The following is a 16,974-nucleotide window of genomic DNA, read 5'->3' on the forward strand; positions in this document are numbered from 1 at the left end:
TGTGAGCAGGAGGGTCTGCCCCCGTCGTCAGGGCTGCAGGGCGGTCATCAGATCAGCCGCGCGGCGCGGCGCCGTGCTGAAGACGACGAGATGGGTCGCGGTACCGGTGGCGAGCACGGGGCGCAGCTGCGTGAGGTCCGCGTCGGCGGCCGACACCGACATGCCGCTCGCAGCATGAAGCGCGCTCGCATCGATCAGCTCGGCGGCGCCCAGTCCACGCCAGATCGAACCCAGTCCCACCCGCGGGGACAGCGCGTCGGTGACCGTGATGTCCTCCGGCTCGGAGCCAGGCTCCAGGCGACGCAGAACCCCGGGCAGCCCGGACTCCAGCCCCCAGGTGACGTACTCGGTGAGAAACTCCACGGCCTCTGCACCAGCCTGCCGCACCGCTGGGGTCGCCAGCAGCCGGCGCGCGCCGGACACCGCCTCCGCCTCGGCAAGCGCCTCGGGCACCTCGTCGGCGAGCTGCCGCACTGCCTCTTGGTCTTCTGCCTCGATCGGCGCGAGCGTCACGGCACGGGACACGGCGCGCAGCGCCGAGGCGTCGTTCGCGCCGAGGGGGAGCACGCGCCACCCGATCTCGCCCCCGAGGTTCGCGGCAACAAGGTTCCCCTTCAGCGCGTCGAGTGCGTGCTCGGCGTCGAGGCGCACCTCGGTGCGGCGCGCGGCGACCTGCGAGTAGCTGATGGCCCAGTGCCGAGCGGTCGCGACGACCTTCCGAGTATCCACGGGGAGACTCTCCCACCTTGGCCAGCTGCAGCGAAAATACCTCGGTGGGTGTAGACCCTGGGGGCCTCCGTCGCTGTCGTCGGGCGGTCTTGAGCGGCACCTTGGAAACGGTGGGCCGCTCGTCGCGGCCGACGCCACCGCAGGACCAAGATGCCGGCGTCACCCCGCACTCGTCGGAGAGCATTCCTCGGATGGGAGGCAGCTCGCCCGCCGTCGCCACCGGTGGCAGTACCGAACGACAGCAGGCGCACGGCCTAGGAGTGAACCGAGTGCCACCCGACGAGGCCACCACGCCACCCGGGCACGACGAAGGCCTCCCGGTTGTGGACCCGGGAGGCCTTCGTCGTCGCTGTCTCAACGAGTGTCCGGAGGGGGACTTGAACCCCCACGCCCGATAAAGGGCACTAGCACCTCAAGCTAGCGCGTCTGCCATTCCGCCACCCGGACAGGTGGACCGCCACGAGCCGCACGGCCCGTTTCGGTGCGGTGAAAAACATAGCACGGCAGTGGCCCGGACCTGCAAACCGTCCCGCCGTGGCGCAGGTCACGGACCCGACCTACCGTGGACGATCATGTCCCAGTGCATCGAGGACTACGGCATCATCGGCGACCTCCAGACGGTCGCGCTCGTCGGCAGGAACGGGTCGATCGACTGGCTCTGCCTGCCGGACGTCGACTCCCCCGCCTGCTTCGCGAGCCTGCTCGGCGACGAGCGGCACGGGTCGTGGAGCCTCGCGCCCGCCTCCGGCGGCCCGTGCACGAGGCGGCGGTACCGCGGCGAGTCGCTCGTCCTGGAGACGGAGTGGGAGACCCCGGAGGGGCACGTCCGTGTGACCGACCTCATGCCACCGCGTGGCGAGGCCCCGGACATCGTGCGCGTCGTCGAAGGGCTGCGCGGCCGCGTCCCCATGGAGGACCGGCTCGCACCACGGTTCGACTACGGCAGCGTCCTGCCGTGGGTGTCCCGCGCGGACGACCCGCCCGGGGCCCGTGCCCACGGCATCGGCATCGTCGCCGGCCCGGACGCCCTGGCCCTGTCCGCGCCGGTCCCGCACGAGCTCGCGGACGGCGTGGTGCGTGCGCGCTTCGAGGTCTCGGCCGGCGAACGGGTGCCCTTCGTGCTCACGTACCACCGCTCCCACCTGCCCGCGCCCCGCTCGGCCGACCCCTTCGACGGGCTCACCGACACCCTCGACTTCTGGGCGGACTGGATCGCGCAGACCCGTTACGACGGCGCGTGGCAGGAGCCCGTGCGCCGCTCGCTGCTGACCCTGAAGGCGCTCACCTACGCCCCCACCGGTGCCATCGCGGCCGCGGCCACCACGTCCCTGCCCGAGCAGCTGGGCGGCCCGCGCAACTGGGACTACCGGTTCTGCTGGCTGCGCGACGCGACGTTCACGCTGCTGGCGCTGCTCGGCACCGGCCACACGGCGGCCGCCCGCGCCTGGCGTGAGTGGTTGCTGCGCGCCGTGGCGGGGTCCCCCGCGGACCTGCAGATCATGTACGGGCTCGACGGCCGCCGTCGGATCCCGGAGCTGGCCCTCGACTGGCTGCCCGGCTACGAGCAGAGCGGCCCGGTGCGGGTCGGCAACGGTGCCGCCGGGCAGCTCCAGCTCGACGTGTGGGGCGAGACCCTCATGGGACTGCACCTGGCCCGTGCCGCCGGCCTGCCGGACGACGCGGACACGTGGAACCTGCAGAAGGCCCTCCTCGACTTCCTCGAGGGGCACTGGGACGACCTGGACAACGGCCTGTGGGAGGTGCGGGGCCCCCGCCGGCCGTTCGTCCACTCGCGCGTCATGGCCTGGGCCGGTGTCGACGCGATGGTGCGGGCCGTGGAGGACTTCGGTCTCGACGGGCCGGTGGACGACTGGCGGTCCCTGCGCGCGTCGATCCGCGCCGACGTCCTGACCCGGGGCTACGACCCGCGGCGCAACACCTTCACGCAGTTCTACGGCTCGGACGGTCTCGACGCCTCGCTGCTGCTCATCCCGCGGGTCGGGTTCCTGCCCTGGGACGACCCCCGGGTCGTGGGAACGGTCGACGCGGTCCAGCGCGAGCTCTCCCAGGACGGCCTACTGCTGCGCTACCACACCCACGCGGACCGCGTCGACGGACTGCCCGGCGGCGAGGGGACGTTCCTGGTCGGCAGCTTCTGGCTCGTCAACGCCCTGCACGGCATCGGGCGCTCCGCCGAGGCGCGGGCGCTCTTCGAACGGCTCCTCACCCTGCGCAACGACCTGGGGCTGCTGGCCGAGGAGTACGACGTCGGCGCCGGCCGCCAGCTCGGCAACGTCCCCCAGGCGTTCAGCCACCTCGGCCTCGTCAACTCCGCCCGCGTGCTGTCCGGGAAGACCGCGCCCGGTGCCCGGGCCGCCGGGATCCCCGAGCAGGCACCGGCCCGTCTCCGGGACGTGGGTGACCCCGTGTAGCGTTCCCTGCGGCCCGGACCAAACGGTCATCGGGAGCAGACCGGACGAAGGAGCACGCACGCCATGATGGGTGGGCACCATGCCGCCTCGGGAGCGGCCGCCTGGGTGGCCGTCACCGCCTCGACCCCGATCGCCTTCGGCTGGTACCCCGTCTCGGACGTCGGTGTCATGACCGGCGCGCTGGTGTGCGCCGGAGCCGCGCTCCTGCCGGACGCCGACCATCACAACGGCACGATCTCGCACTCCTTGCCTCCCGTGTCGGAAGGCGTGACCAAGATGGTCTCCACCATCGCCGGCGGGCACCGCAACGCGACGCACTCGATCGTCGGTGTCGCGGTGTTCACCGCGATCGCCTGGGTGATGGGCCTCGTCACGGTCCGCACGGATCAGTTCGGCGAGGTGCTCGTCGGTCCCGGCATCATGGCCGTGCTGCTCATCGCGTTCGCCGTGCGGGCACTGAAGCTCACCGGGCAGCGCCGGTGGTGGACCTGGAGCCTGTCGGTCTCCCTGGCGGCGTTCGTCGCCGTCTTCGCCCCCGAGGAGTGGTACTGGATGCCGTTCTGCGTCGGGCTGGGCTGCGCGGTGCACATCGTCGGCGACATGCTCACCACCCGGGGCGTCCCGCTGCTGTGGCCCGTCCGCATCCGGTCGCCGCGCTGGGTCCGGCGGCACCGTTGGTTGCCGTTCGACGACATGTGGAGCCCCCGCGGCAACATCTCCGTGCCGCTGCTCGGCGACGCCGGCTCGTGGCGCGAGTGGGCCCTCATGACGCCGGTCAGCGCCTACGCCGTGCTCGGCGTCGCCTGGGCGATGCTCGACCAGATGGGGTTCGACACCGCGACGGCCTGGAGCTCGGCGACCGAGCTCGTGCTGTCCGCGGGAGAGTCGCTGCTCGGGTCCTGAGCGGGGTGCTTCAGCCGGCAGATGCCAGGAGGTGCCGGTCCCGCCGGAGCCGGCGCCGCGGGTCGGTGGTCCAGGTACCGTGCCCGGGCACCAGGACGCCGGCCCGGGCCACGAACGGCTCGAGCCGGTCCAGCGCCGCACGGTAGGTCGCCGCGTCCGACGCGCCGGTCATCTCGTCGTCCGGCAGCGGCGGCTCGACGTCGCTGAGCAGGTCACCGGCGACGAGCACCCCGCTGCGGGGCACCCACAGGGCGGCGTGCCCCGGGGCGTGACCGTCGTGCTCCAGGACCTGCACCGCGGGCAGCAGTCCGCCGAGGTCCGGGAGCGACGTCGCAGGGCCCGGGACCTTCTCGATGCGTCCCAGCAGGTCGAGCACGTCACGGGTGTGGTCCCGCCCGCCGTACCGCGCGACGTCCAGGAGCGCCTCCGCCACCAGCCGGTCGTGCTCGTCCTGCGCGGTGCGGACCGTCCGGGCGGTCGCCCAGCGCGGTACGTCCCCGAGAGCGGGGTGCCACAGCAGGTGGTCGTGGTGCGCGTGCGTCGCGAAGCCTGCCACCACGTGGGCACCGAGCGTCGCGACCTCGGCCGCGATCGCGGACAGCTCGTCCGGCTCCCAGGCGGGGTCCACCAGCAGCGCGGCCCGGCCGTCGGACGTGCGCTCACCGAGCACCAACGTCGAGGTGGTGGCGAGCCGCCTGCTCGTGCGGACGAGCACGCCGTCGGCGACCGGTACGAACCCCATCCGCCCACCGTACGGAAAGCGGTACGGAAATACCCTGGACGGGCGCCTGCCGACCCTGACAGTCTCGCCGGGAACGGCGCAGCTGGTGCGCCCGCACGGACGGAGGGCCGACCCATGGACGTCGCCACGCACGCCCTGCCGCATCTCTCGGCACGGGGCGTCACCACCGCCTGCTGAGGAGCCGCCGTCGGCCGCTCCTCCTCTCCTCGAGGAGCCCTCCGTGCACCAGCACACCCCTGATCCGCTGCTGACCCCGGTGACCCCGACCGTCGTGACCGAGCCCGGTCCGGGACAACGATGGTCCACCTGGACCTCCGTCGCCAAGGGGCAGCACGGCCCCGAGCCCCGGCCGGACTGGGTCGTCACGGCCGACGCCGCGCTCGACACCGAGCTCGGCGTCCTCAAGACCGGCAAGGAGGCCGACGTCTTCCTCGTCGAACGGGCCGTGCCCGACGACGTCCGGCAGCACAGCGTCCTCGCCGCCAAGCGGTACCGCGGCCGCGAGAACCGGCAGTTCCACCGCGACTCCACCTACACCGAGGGACGCCGGGCGCGGCGCACCCGCGACCAGCGTGCCGTCGAGGACCGCCGGTCCGCGTGGGGACGCAGGGTGGCGGCGACGCAGTGGGCCGACGCCGAGTTCTCGGCCCTCTGCCAGCTCTGGGACGCGGGAGCTCCCGTCCCCTACCCCGTGCAGGTCGACGGCACCGAGCTGCTCCTGGAGTTCGTCGGCCACCGCACCGACGACGGCGGGTACGAGGCCGCCCCGCGGCTGGCCCGGCTGCGACCGGAGCGCGACGTCCTGGCGGACTGGTTCGACCAGCTGCACCGGGCGATGAGCGTGCTGGCCCGGCTCGGCTGGGCGCACGGCGACCTGTCCCCGTACAACATCCTCGTCGACTCGTTCGACACGTTCGACACAGCCGGCGCGTCCTGCTCCCCCGACGGCGGGCGGCTGGTCGTCATCGACCTGCCGCAGGTGGTGGACCTGGTGGCGAACCCGTTCGGTGCCGACCTGCTGCACCGCGACTGCCGCAACGTCTGCGCGTGGTTCGCCGCGCGGGGGCTGGAGGTCGACGTGGACGAGCTGTTCGCCGACGTCTTCGCCCAGGCGTGGTGAGGCGCCGGCGTCGGCACGACCAGGAAGGTCGTGCCGACGCCTGGCACCGGGCAGAGACCGGCGGCGGACCTGGTCCGGGCAGCGCGTGCCCGGCCCAGCCCCGCTCCCGGACTACCGCAGCGGCGTGAAGTCGCGGTTGCCGATGTGCGTCGGACGGGGCGCCGGCGCCGCGTACGGCTCGGTCAGCGCGTTCTCGACGCTGTTGAACACCAGGAAGATGTTCGAGCGCGGGAACGGCGTGATGTTGTTGCCGGACCCGTGCATGATGTTGCAGTCGAACCACAACGCCGACCCGGCCGGACCGGTGAACTGGTCCACGCCGTACTTCCAGGCCAGCTCGGTGATGGCCTCCTCGCTCGGGACGCCGATCTTCTGCTCCTTGAGCGAGTCCTGGTGGTAGTTCTCCGGGGTCTCGCCCACGCACGGCACGTAGCTGCGGTGCGAGCCGGGCATCACCATCAGCCCGCCGTTGTAGGGGTAGTTCGGCGTCAGGGCGATCGAGCAGCTCACCGCGCGCGGCGTCGGCATGCCGTCCTCGGCGTGCCAGGTCTCGAAGTCCGAGTGCCAGTAGAACCCGGTGCCCTTGTATCCCGGCATGTAGTTCACCCGCGTCTGGTGCAGGTAGACGTCCGAGCCGAGGAGCTGGCGAGCCCGGTCCAGGAGGCGCGGGTCGCGGCTCAGCGCCTCGATCTGCTCGCTGAGCCTCGTCACCTCGAAGACGGAGCGCACGTCCCCCGACGTCTTCTCCCGGACGACCCGGTGGTCGTCCTGCAGGGACGTGTCGGAGGCGAGCCGCTCCAGCTCGGCGCTGTACTGCGTGACCTCACCGGGGGTGATGAAGTCCTGCAGGATGGTGAACCCGCGCTCGGAGTGCGCCTCCAGCGCGGCGGCGTCGAACGGGCCGTCGTCGGCCGTCCCCCACACGGTGGGGTGCTGACGCTCGATGACCTCGCCCGGCTCGGCGAGCCTGCTCGGGTAGAGGTCCGTCATGGTTTCCGTCATGGCGGTCATGGGTCATCCCTTCTCCCGGATCGTCCCGGGATCGCGGCGTCTCATGCTCGCGGCGTGCTCGTCGCCCGTCGGTCGATCAGGACCCGAGCACGCGCACGTGCCCATCGGAACGCGGAAGGGTGCCCGGTAGCAAATCGGCGTGCCCGGTGGTCGCCGATCAGCCTCCGACGCCCACGCTGTTGTCGGGAGCCACGTCGCCGGGCGGCAGGTCGCCGCGCTCGACGGGCCCCTCGACCTCTCCGTCCGTGCCGGTGCCGGGAGCGCCGTCTCCCGTTCCCGTCCCCGGCCTGCTGCTGCCCGTGCTCGACGGCGCGGGTGGCAGCAGCGTGTCCAGCTCCTCGACGGTGGGCACGCGCACGGACTCCAGCGCCGCACGCAGCACCTCGGGCTCCACCCCCGTGCCGGAGACCCGCACGATCGCGTCGTCCCGCTGGACGGCGTACTCCTGCGCCTCGCCTGCCGTGCGGTGGAACGACTCGCCGTCCACCGTGCACCCGACCGGGCCCTCCGACGTCGAGTGGGCGGTGTGCACCGGCAGGCCAGGGCACGTCTGCGCCGAGATCTCGCCCGTCATGGCGGAGAGCATGACCGCTTCGCCGGCCGCGACGTCGGAGAAGACGGCGGAGTATCCGTCCGCGCCGTAGGCGCCGCCGGCGTGCGAGATCGCCGTCAGACCCTCGACGTCGACGGTCAGCACCTGCTCGGGCACGACGCCGTAGTACGCCGCGCGCTCGGCGATCGTCGCCGGGTCGGCCGGCCCCGTCGAGGCGGTCGGCTCACCCGGGGCGGACGGCTCGGCCGACGACCCGCCGATGAGGTCCGCGCAGCCGGCCAGCGTCAGCACGGCGGCCGCCGCGCAGGTCGGCCAGATCGTCCGTCGCGGGTTCATGGTCCGCCATCTTGGCAGGTCGGCGGGCGCACGTCCCGTTCAGAGCGTGCGGCGCAGCCACCACCGCGGCAGCCTGCCGCTGGTGGCGGCGGTGTCGCCGATCCTCTCGAAGCCCTCGGACTCGAAGAGCGGGACGGTCCCGACGAACGCCGCGCTCACCGGGACGCGGGCTCCCGGCTCGACGTCGACGGGGAAACCCTCGACGGCGCGCGCACCGCGGGACCGTGCGTGCGCGACCGCTCCGTGCAGCAGCGCCCTGGCCACGCCACGTCGGCGGTACCCGACGCGCACGACGAAGCACATCACCACCCAGGTCGTGTCCCAGTGCTCCGGCTCACCGCGGGGCAGGACGCGCGAAGGTCGCAACGACCCCGCCTCGGACCGTCGGGCGAGACCGACCCAGCCGACGACGGTCCGCCCGGCGGGCCGGGTCCCCTCGTCGTCGAGGTAGGCCAGGAGGCCCGGTGGCTCGTGGGCGCACAGCGCGCGCAGGTGCCCCTCGCGTCCGTCGACCGGCAGGCCGAGGGCTGGCGCCAGTGCAGGCACCAGCACGCCTCCTCGCGCCCGTTCGGTTGAGCAGGGTGGTCACGTCCGCGAACCGGTCCGCGGTCGCCGGGACGACCTCTACGTCGACCATGTCCCACGCTAGCCCCGGACACCGACAGGATGTAGTGTATAAGCGTTCACTTATATCTGAGGAGCCGATCATGAGCATCGACATCGAACCCGTCGCGACCGCCGGACTCGTCGTCCGTGAGGTCCGCAGCGGCGAACGCGACGGCGAGCCGACCCGGATCGCGATCGCGCGGCGCACCTACCGCGCCGAGCGGCACGACGTCTGGGACGCCGTGACCTCTGCGGAACGCCTCCCGCGCTGGTTCCTGCCCGTCGAGGGTGACCTGACGCCCGGCGGGCGCTACCAGCTCGAGGGCAACGCCGGCGGCACCGTCGAGCGGTGCGCCGCACCGGAGTCGTTCTCGGTCACGTGGGAGTTCGGCGGGAGCGTCTCCTGGCTGCAGATCACGCTGGCCGAGACGATCGACGGCACCGTCCTCGAGCTCGTCCACGAGGCCCCGGTCCCGCCCGAGGCGTGGGAGTACGGCCCGGGAGCAGTCGGCGTCGGCTGGGACCTCGCCCTCATGGGGCTGGGGCTGCACCTCGACACCGGTGCCGCCGGCGACCCCCGCGAGGCGGACGCCTGGAGCGTCTCGCCGGACGGCGTCGCCTTCGTCCGTGCGGCGGCCACGGCGTGGGGCGAGGCGGCCGCGGCCGACGGCGACGACCCGGAGTCCGCGCGAGCCGCCGCAGAACGCACCGTCGCGTTCTACACCACCGCACCCGAGGCGTGAGGTGACCAGACCGGCGTCGGACCCGGTGTTCGTCGCCCTCGGCGACCCCGTGCGACGCAGGCTGCTGGAGATCGTGCACCACACGGGCGAGGTGCCGGCGGGCACCCTGGTCGAGGCGCTGCGGTCCGGACGGGAGATCTCGCAGCCCGCCGTCTCGCAACACCTGCGGGTGCTGCGAGAGGCACGGCTGGTCCAGGTGCGCGCCGAGGGCGCCCGACGCCTGTACAGCGTCGACCCCGCAGGGATCGAGGCCGCCCGGGGCTGGCTCTCGATGTTCGCCGACCCGTTCTCCCAGCCGTTGGACGCCCTGGCCACCGAGCTGGTCCGCGGTCGCCGGGAGCGCCGTCGCACCACGAACGACGACCACGGCAACGCGCCCGCTACCGGAAGTCTCGCGACCGGGTCGGCACCGGGAGGCGCAGCGGGGCGAGGTGCTCGGCGAGCAGGTTGACCGCGCCGTCGGACCGCTCCACCTGCCCCCGCACCACCAGGGCCGGCGCCCCGCGCGCCACGGTCCGGAAGCGGCGCCACAGGCCCGGGGTGCAGATGACGTTGAGCAGCCCGGTCTCGTCCTCCAGGGACAGGAACGTCACCCCGCCGGCGGTACCGGGCCGCTGCCGGTGGGTGACCACCCCGCCGACGGCGACGCGCCGCCCCGGCTCGGTCGCCGTCGCCGCGGCCACCGTGAGCACGCCCTGACGGTCCAACCCGGCACGCACGTGCTCCAGCGGCGACGTGGTGTCCGGCGTGATGCCGGTGGCCCAGGTGTCGGCGACGTCGATCTCGAGGCGGTCCATGCCCGGCAGCGCGGGAGCCGCCACCCCGACGCTGACGCCCTCGAGCGTGGCGGGCCCCTCCTGCCCGAGGGCGCCCGCGGCCCACAGCCCCTCGCGCCGGGTCACCCCGAGCGGGGCCAGGGCTCCGGCCGTGGCCAGCGCCTCCAGGCGCGCGGTGGACAGCTCGACACGCCGGACCAGGTCGTGCAGGTCGACGAACGGCCCGCGGGCGTCCCGCTCGACGACCATCCGCTCGGCGACGTCCGTGCCCAGCCCGCGCACGCCTGCCAGACCGAGCCGGACGGCGAGCCCGCCGTCGACGGCGAGCGGCACTGCTCCGCTGCCCACCGTGCCCTCCTCGCTCTCGCCGGGCGTATCGGGCCGTCCACCCGCCGGCCGTCCGCCGGGCACCGCCTCGACGCCCGCGAGCGCCGCCGAGGCATTGACGTCCGGGCGCAGCACCCGCACCCCGTGGCGGCGGGCGTCGGCCACCAGGGAGGCCGGGGAGTAGAAGCCCATCGGCTGCGCGGCGAGCAGCCCCGCGAAGAACGCCTCGGGGTGGTGCACCTTGAGCCAGGAGCTGGCGTAGACCAGGAACGCGAAGGAGTAGGCGTGCGACTCGGGGAAGCCGAAGTCGGCGAACGCCTTGAGCTTGTCGTAGACCTCCTCGCGGACCTCGGGCGGCACGCCGCGCTCGGCCATCCCGGTGAACAGCCGGTCCCGCAGCGCCTCCATGCGTTCCACCGACCGCTTGGACCCCATCGCCCGCCGCAGCTGGTCGGACTCGGCCGCGCTGAACCCCGCGACGTCGATCGCCATCTGCATGAGCTGCTCCTGGAACAGCGGCACCCCCAGGGTCCGCTGCAGCGACGGCTCCAGCAGCGGGTGCAGGTAGGTCACCTCCTGCCGACCCCGGGAGCGTTCGATGTACGGGTGCACGGAGTTGCCCTGGATGGGACCGGGACGGATGAGGGCGACCTCGACGACGATGTCGTAGAACTTTCGGGGCTGCAGCCGCGGCAGGGTGGCCATCTGGGCGCGAGACTCGACCTGGAACACCCCGACGGTGTCGGCCGCGCAGAGCAGGTCGTAGACCCGCGGGTCGTCCTCCGGCAGGGTGTGCAGCTCCAGGCGCCGCCCTGTGTGCCGCTCGACCGTCTCGAAGGCGTAGCGGATCGCGGTGAGCATGCCCAGGCCCAGCAGGTCGAACTTCACCAGGCCCGCGTCCGCGCAGTCCTCCTTGTCCCACTGCAGGACCGTGCGGCCCTCCATCCGCGCCCACTCGACCGGGCACACCTCGATGACGGGCCGGTCGCACATCACCATGCCCCCGGAGTGGATGCCCAGGTGCCGGGGAAGACGGAGGAACCGGTCGGCCAGGTCCAGCACCGGCTCAGGGATGTGCCCCTCCTGCTCGGCCGACGGCGGGGCGTGCGCCGGCACGACGTCGTGCGCGTCGTCGGCCCGCCTCACGTCCTCCGCCAGGGCGTCCACGAACCGGGCGGCGCCCGTACCTCCCCACTGGGCGGCCACCCGGGCCTTCTTCTCGTCCCGCCGGGTGACCGGCGCACCCTTTGACGCCCGGGCGTCGCGGGCCTTCGCGTCCGCCGCCGGGCTGGTCGGGTCAGGGCCACGCAGCGATCCCCAGCGCTCGATGGACTTGGACCAGGCGTCCTGCTGCCCGACGTCGTACCCGAGCGCCCGGGCGGCGTCGCGCACTGCCGAGCGGGGCCGGTAGGAGATGACGTTGGCGACCTGGGCGGCGTGCGTACGCCCGAACCGGGTGTAGACGTGCTGGATGACCTCCTCGCGGCGCCCCGACTCGATGTCGATGTCGATGTCCGGCGGCCCGTCCCGTTCCGGGGCGAGGAACCGTTCGAACAGCAGGCCGTGGTGCACGGCGTCGACGGCGGTGATCCCCAGGGCGTAGCAGACCGCGGAGTTGGCGGCGCTCCCCCGCCCCTGGCACAGGATGCCCTCGCGGCGGCAGAACTCCACCAGGTCGTAGACGACGAGGAAGTACCCGGGGAAGCCGAGCTGCTCGATGACGCGCAGCTCGTGGTCGATCTGTGCCCACGCCTTCGGTTCCCGTCCGGTGCTGTCGGGCCCGGGGCGCGGGCCGTAGCGCTCCGTGGCCCCGCGGCGCACCAGCTCGCGCAGCCAGCTCGCCTCGTCGTGGCCCGCCGGCACCGGGTACGGCGGCAGGTTCGGTGCCACCAGGTGCAGGTCGAACGCGCACTCGGCGGCCAGCGCGGCCGCCGTCGGGACGGCGCGGGCGTGCCGGTGGTGCAGGCGGGCCATCTCGGCGCCCGAGCGCAGGTGCGCGGTCGGGGCGCCGGGCAGCCAGCCGTCCTGGTCGTCGAGGGAGGAGCGGGCCCGCACGGCCGCGAGCGCCCCGGCCAGGTCGGCGTCGCGCGGTCGGGCGTAGTGGGCCGCGGTGGTGGCGACCAGCGGCAGCCCCGCCTCCCTCGCCAGCGCTGCGAGGGCGTCGTGCCGGTCGGCGTCGCGCGGGTCGCCGGTGGCGGTGATCTCCACGGCGACGTTGTCGTGGCCGAAGACGGCGGTGAGCCGGTCGAGCTCACGGCGCGCGGCCCGCAGCGGGTCGGATCCCGTCACGGCACCGGCGTCGACAACCCCGTCCAGGGCACGCCGCACGGCGCCCTTGCGGCACCCGGTGAGCACCAGCCACTGCCCGTCGGCCTCCTGGCCCAGCCGGTCGAGGTCGTAGCGGGCCCGGCCCTTGGCGCCCGCCTCGAGGTGGGCGGTGGCGATGGCACGCGACAGGTGGCGGTAGCCGTCCGCGCCGCGCGCCAGCACCAGCAGGTGGGTGGCCCGCGGGTCCGGCACGCCGGTGGGGTCGTCGAGCACGGGCGCCCCGCCGGGAACAGGAGCGGGCAGGTGCAGCTCGGCGCCGAACACGGTGGGCAGCCCGATGGCCCGGGCCGCCTCGGCGAAGCGCACCACGCCGTACAGGCCGTCGTGGTCGGTCAGGGCGAGGGCCTCCAGGCCGAGCCGGTCGGCCTCGGCGGCGAGCTCGGCCGGGTGGCTGGCGCCGTCGAGGAAGCTGAAGGCCGAGTGCGCGTGCAGCTCGGCGTAGCGTGGCTCAGGCGATGCCCGTCGATGCCTGATCCTGCGGCTCCGCTCCGTCTCAGTCATAGACGGCCTCCACCTGCCACGCGCCGCCGACCTGGGCCAGCAGCAGCCCCCGCCCGTCGTCGAGCAGCACCTGCAGGTGCACGCGCCGGGTGCCGCCGTCCGGCGCCCACCAGCGTTCGGCGAGCGGCCACGGGCCGGCCCAGCCGACGACGCCGTGCTCGCCGTCGTCCCAGCGCACCCGGGCGGGGTCGCCGTCACGGGCGAGTCGGGCGTCGACGACGACGTCGCTGCCGGCGGCGTCGAGCAGGCGCGCGGCCGCGGGTTCGGGCAGCAGGGTGGCGGGGGCCGGGCTGGGCAGCGCACCCGGCCACGGCCGGTCCGCAGGCCGGTCGACGGCGGTGTCCTCGCCGTAGGGCACGAGCCGGACGCGGCTGCGCGGGTCGCGCCCGCCGGCGCGCCGGACGGTGAGCACGGCGTCGCCGCCGAGCAGCCCCTGCACCCGGTCCAGGGCCTGACGGGCACGGGCGTCCTGCCCGGCGTCCGCTCCCCACAGGCTGGGCTGGTGCGTGCCGGCGGGGGCGACGTCCTCGGCGGCGAGCGCGAGGTGCACCAGCGGCGCGACCTGGGGCGACCCTTGCGTCCCGGTGCGCCGGCGCGCGTCGTCGGTCAGCCAGCCCTCGAGCTGCCAGCGCACCCGGTCGGTGATCCGCGCGGCGGGCAGCCCCCCGGCCGCGGTGTCGGTGCGCCAGAGCCGCTCCAGCTCGCCCTCGGTCGTGCGCGCGGTGATGCGCAGGCGTCCGCAGGCCACCCCGTGGGCGACGAGCAGCGCGTGCAGCTCCTCGGCGAGCCGGCGGGCGGCGAACGCGGCGACGTCCACGCGGTCGGCGGGCGGGTCGAGCTCGGTGGCGACGGCCAGGTCGGCCTCGGGACGGCGTCGGGCGGGCGGGCGCTCGTCCTCGCCGCGGGCCAGCCGGTGCGCCCAGGTGCCGAGGTCGCCGAACCGGGCGGACACGCTCGCCGCGGGCAGGGCCGCCAGGTCCCCGAGCGTGCGCAGCCCGAGCCGCCACCACAGCCCGACCGCGTCCCGCACGGCGGCGATCACGCCCGGGTCGCACACGGCGTGCACGAGCTCGCCCACCGGGCGCCCGGCGAGGGCCGCCGGCGATCCACCGGGCGCGACGACGGCGTCGTCCCGGGCCGCGAGCACCGCGGCGAGCAGACCGTCGGCCACCCCCACCTGGCACTCGTGCCCTGCCTCGGCGGCAGCGGCGACGAGCCGTTCGGCCAGCGCGCGTTCGGTGCCGTGGTAACGCGCCGCGCCGCCGGCGGGCAGGAGCAGCAGGCCGGGGCGGGCGACCTCGAGGCCTGCCACGACGGTCTCGGCTGCGGCCGCCACGGGCTCGAAGGTCCGGGCGTCGCGTTCGTCGTCGGCCTCCAGCAGCACCAGGTCGGGGCAGGCCTCCTGCGCCTGGCGGCGGCGCATGCCGCGGCGCACCCCGGCGCTGCGTGCGACGGCGGAGGTCGCCACGACGCTGCGCCCCGCCGTCGTCCCACCCCGCGACGGCGCACCCAGGACGGCGGCGGGCACGTGCGCGTCCAGCCCGGCGGCGGCCAGGGCGGCGACGACCGGCCAGTCCGGCACCCAGAGCACCGCGGTGCGGGTTCTCATGCGACCCTCAGGTCACGACCGGCGGCGCGCCGACCGGTCGGCGCGGCGAACGACGTCGGGACGTCGCCGCCGACCGGCACCTCGACGTCGATCTCCACGGGCCGGGCCGCGGCTCCCCGTCCGGTGCGCAGCACCGACAGGGTGCGCCGGCGCAACCACCCGGCACCGGCGTCCGCGCCCGACCAGGCCCCGCCGCGGGCGTCGAGCACGACGTGCGCCCCGGGCCACCGCTCGGTGGTGACCAGGACGGCGTCACGCTGGCGGGTGCGGGCGGCGAGGCGACGGCGGTCGGCGGCGGCGAGCGCGGCCCGCGGTCCGACGACGAGCACGTCCATGCCGTCGAGCAGCGCGGCGAGCACGGCGGGTCCGTCCGGGCCGGGGTCGGGGACGACGGCGGTGCGCTCCAGCGAGATCCCGACGTCGGCGGCGGCGAGCATCCCGACGGCGGGCGCGCCGACGAAGGCCACCCAGGCGCCGTCGCGGGAGGTGGTGGCCAGCAGGGCGAGCAGCAGGCTGGTCGAGCCCTGCACGGTGAGGACCCCGCCGTTCGGCAGCCCGCCGGGCAGCAGCGGGACGAGGGCGGGGTGCACCGGACGGGTCGGGGTGGCGCCGGCATCCGGTGCCGGTACCGGCACGGACGGCTTGCTCTCGTGCCGGACGCTCCCCTGCTCGGCGGCCCGCAGCGCGGCCAGCGCTCGTGCGCGGCGCTCGTCGTGAGGGGCCACAGGCCCCGTAGGAGCTGAGCCCAGAACGCCTGGACCCGGCACGGGACGGACCTCGGGGACGACGCTCATGCGGCCTCCCTCCCGGCGGTCGAGCAGTCGGTCGGACCGCACGTTCGAACTGATGTTCGAACATGGCTTCAGTACACGCTCGCTCGCGACCCGTGTCAACCGCGCTGCTCAGCGCCGTGACCGGAGCACCCAGGTGCGCCGCGGGTCGCCCCGGGCAGCAAGACGGCGCCAGGACATCACGGCCCGAGCAGGCTCAACGGGACGACGGCCACACCGTCGCCTCGCCGATACGCCGCGGGCCCGGTCGTGACGACGATGCGAGCGACGAGATCCTCGCCCATCTGCTCGGACAACCAGTTGAGGTGGCGGACGTCGTGATCGTCGGCCGCCTGGCCGAGCTTGACCTCGATGGCGATCGCACGTCCGTCGCCCGCATGAAGGACGAGGTCGATCTCCCGCTCACCGCGATGCATCCGCAGATGGGAGACCTCGAGCTCGAGCGCAGCGGCGTAGGTGCGGACGCTCTGGACGACCAACGACTCGAAGAGAGCGCCGAAGAGAGGACCGTCCCTGAGCGAGTCCTGCGCCCCTCCGAGAGAGCGCCCCTCGATCAGCCGGCTTGCGCTCAACTGCAACAGGGCAGCCGCCAGAGCCGGATCGGCCAGGTGATGCTTCGGCACGCGACCCAAGCGGTTCAGACGGATGGTTCCGGGATTCCAGGCAGGCACCTCATCGAGGAGCCGCAGCCGCTGGAGGACGTCACGGAAGTCATTGATCGTCGTCCGGCTGGGCGGCTGAGCGCGGTCGACCGCGGCCGCGATGGCCTCGAAGGTAGCGGTCGTCGACGTCGCGGCCGCGTAGGCGCGGAGCCACTCATGGAGGGACCTCGGACGGCGGCGAGCCCCTCCGAGCTCAGGAACCTCGTGCTCCAGCGCGTGGGACACGTAGTCCGCGACGGCCCTGCGGCGAACCGCCGGTGGTTCTGCCCTGATGCCAGGAAAACCCGAGTCGACGATCTCCCGGGCATAGTCCGCCAACGTCACGTCAGACCTGCCGGAGATCTCGTCGCCACCCTCCCAGATGTCGCGGAGCGAGACCGTGGCCATGCCCGGGTGCCGTTCCGCGAACGACAGCGGCCGCATCCGCAAGCGGATGAACCGCCCCGCCCCGGAGTGGATGTGGGTATCGCGCGGATTCGCGCTCCCGGTGAGGACGAACCTCCCAGGCTGCGGGTCGTCATCGACGATCCGGCGCACGGCATCCCAGACGGGCGGATCGCGCTGCCACTCGTCGACGAGGACCGGAGAATCGAGCCCGGCCAGATAGCGGCGCCGATCCGCCGAGACGATCATGCGCGTGTCCGGATCGTCGAGGCCCACGACACTCGCCGCAACCCGCGCCGCGGTGGCCGTCTTCCCGACGGCACGAGGGCCCTCGATCGCGATCGCACGAGTACCCCCGAGCACCTCTCGCAGGGTGTCATCGACCACGCGGGGAAGGTAGGCCATCGATGCTTCCTGACCA

14 protein-coding genes and 1 tRNA gene are annotated in these 16,974 nt (G+C 74.1%); 5 read left to right on the forward strand and 10 right to left on the reverse strand.

Features of this window, described 5'->3' with window-relative positions; genetic code table 11:
• Positions 1–27: 27 nt before the first annotated feature.
• Positions 28–729 (reverse strand): hypothetical protein, encoded by a 702-nt coding sequence (locus tag UQW22_RS15700; RefSeq protein WP_407318003.1) that lies wholly within the window; start codon positions 727–729, stop codon positions 28–30.
• Positions 730–1,091: 362 nt separating this feature from the next.
• Positions 1,092–1,176, reverse strand: a tRNA-Leu gene (locus UQW22_RS15705).
• Positions 1,177–1,301: 125 nt separating this feature from the next.
• Between UQW22_RS15705 and UQW22_RS15710 the strand changes: the two genes are divergently transcribed.
• Positions 1,302–3,161 carry a glycoside hydrolase family 15 protein gene (locus UQW22_RS15710; protein ID WP_407318004.1) on the forward strand — a complete coding sequence of 620 codons (1,860 nt, stop codon included), beginning with the start codon at positions 1,302–1,304 and terminating at the stop codon, positions 3,159–3,161.
• A 63-nt stretch (positions 3,162–3,224) separates the two neighbouring features.
• Positions 3,225–4,064 carry a metal-dependent hydrolase gene (locus UQW22_RS15715; protein ID WP_407318005.1) on the forward strand — a complete coding sequence of 280 codons (840 nt, stop codon included), beginning with the start codon at positions 3,225–3,227 and terminating at the stop codon, positions 4,062–4,064.
• 10 nt (positions 4,065–4,074) lie between these two features.
• Here the strand turns inward: UQW22_RS15715 and UQW22_RS15720 are convergent, their stop codons facing one another.
• Positions 4,075–4,806 (reverse strand): MBL fold metallo-hydrolase, encoded by a 732-nt coding sequence (locus UQW22_RS15720; RefSeq protein WP_407318006.1) that lies wholly within the window; start codon positions 4,804–4,806, stop codon positions 4,075–4,077.
• Between the two features lie 220 nt (positions 4,807–5,026).
• Here UQW22_RS15720 and UQW22_RS15725 point away from each other — a divergent pair, with 220 nt between their 5' ends.
• On the forward strand, positions 5,027–5,926 hold the full coding sequence (locus tag UQW22_RS15725; RefSeq protein WP_407318007.1) for a serine protein kinase RIO: 900 nt from the start codon (positions 5,027–5,029) through the stop codon (positions 5,924–5,926).
• Positions 5,927–6,037: 111 nt separating this feature from the next.
• Here UQW22_RS15725 and thpD read toward each other — a convergent pair whose 3' ends face one another.
• The 3 genes from thpD to UQW22_RS15740 form a co-directional block, all read right to left on the reverse strand.
• The gene (thpD, locus tag UQW22_RS15730) at positions 6,038–6,937 is read right to left on the reverse strand and encodes an ectoine hydroxylase (protein ID WP_407318009.1); all 900 of its coding nucleotides are present in this window, start codon (positions 6,935–6,937) and stop codon (positions 6,038–6,040) included.
• Between the two features lie 157 nt (positions 6,938–7,094).
• On the reverse strand, positions 7,095–7,826 hold the full coding sequence (locus UQW22_RS15735) for a hypothetical protein (protein WP_407318011.1): 732 nt from the start codon (positions 7,824–7,826) through the stop codon (positions 7,095–7,097).
• 39 nt (positions 7,827–7,865) lie between these two features.
• Positions 7,866–8,372: a GNAT family N-acetyltransferase gene (locus tag UQW22_RS15740; RefSeq protein ID WP_407318012.1), complete on the reverse strand. Its 507-nt coding sequence runs from the start codon at positions 8,370–8,372 to the stop codon at positions 7,866–7,868.
• A gap of 161 nt (positions 8,373–8,533) precedes the next feature.
• Between UQW22_RS15740 and UQW22_RS15745 the strand changes: the two genes are divergently transcribed.
• Together UQW22_RS15745 and UQW22_RS15750 are read left to right on the forward strand one after the other, a co-directional pair.
• Positions 8,534–9,175, forward strand: coding sequence for an SRPBCC family protein (locus tag UQW22_RS15745; RefSeq protein WP_407318013.1), 642 nt, complete (start codon positions 8,534–8,536; stop codon positions 9,173–9,175).
• Position 9,176: 1 nt separating this feature from the next.
• Positions 9,177–9,626 (forward strand): ArsR/SmtB family transcription factor, encoded by a 450-nt coding sequence (locus tag UQW22_RS15750; RefSeq protein WP_407318014.1) that lies wholly within the window; start codon positions 9,177–9,179, stop codon positions 9,624–9,626.
• Here UQW22_RS15750 and UQW22_RS15755 read toward each other — a convergent pair.
• The 4 genes from UQW22_RS15755 to UQW22_RS15770 form a co-directional block, all read right to left on the reverse strand.
• A complete protein-coding gene (locus UQW22_RS15755) occupies positions 9,556–13,107 on the reverse strand; it encodes an error-prone DNA polymerase (protein ID WP_407318015.1) in 3,552 nt (1,183 codons plus the stop codon). The genes UQW22_RS15750 and UQW22_RS15755 overlap by 71 nt on opposite strands.
• Positions 13,100–14,716 carry a DNA polymerase Y family protein gene (locus tag UQW22_RS15760; protein ID WP_407318016.1) on the reverse strand — a complete coding sequence of 539 codons (1,617 nt, stop codon included), beginning with the start codon at positions 14,714–14,716 and terminating at the stop codon, positions 13,100–13,102. Before UQW22_RS15760 ends, UQW22_RS15755 begins: the two co-directional genes overlap by 8 nt.
• Entirely contained in the window at positions 14,713–15,441 is a 729-nt protein-coding gene (locus UQW22_RS15765) for a hypothetical protein (RefSeq protein WP_407318017.1), read from the reverse strand. The genes UQW22_RS15760 and UQW22_RS15765 overlap by 4 nt, the downstream gene beginning before the upstream one ends.
• 245 nt (positions 15,442–15,686) lie before the next feature.
• Entirely contained in the window at positions 15,687–16,940 is a 1,254-nt protein-coding gene (locus UQW22_RS15770) for an ATP-binding protein (RefSeq protein ID WP_407318019.1), read from the reverse strand.
• Positions 16,941–16,974: the final 34 nt, after the last annotated feature.

The sequence above is a fragment of the Isoptericola halotolerans genome, from assembly GCF_045689585.1.
GTDB classification, from domain to species: domain Bacteria; phylum Actinomycetota; class Actinomycetes; order Actinomycetales; family Cellulomonadaceae; genus Isoptericola; species Isoptericola halotolerans_B.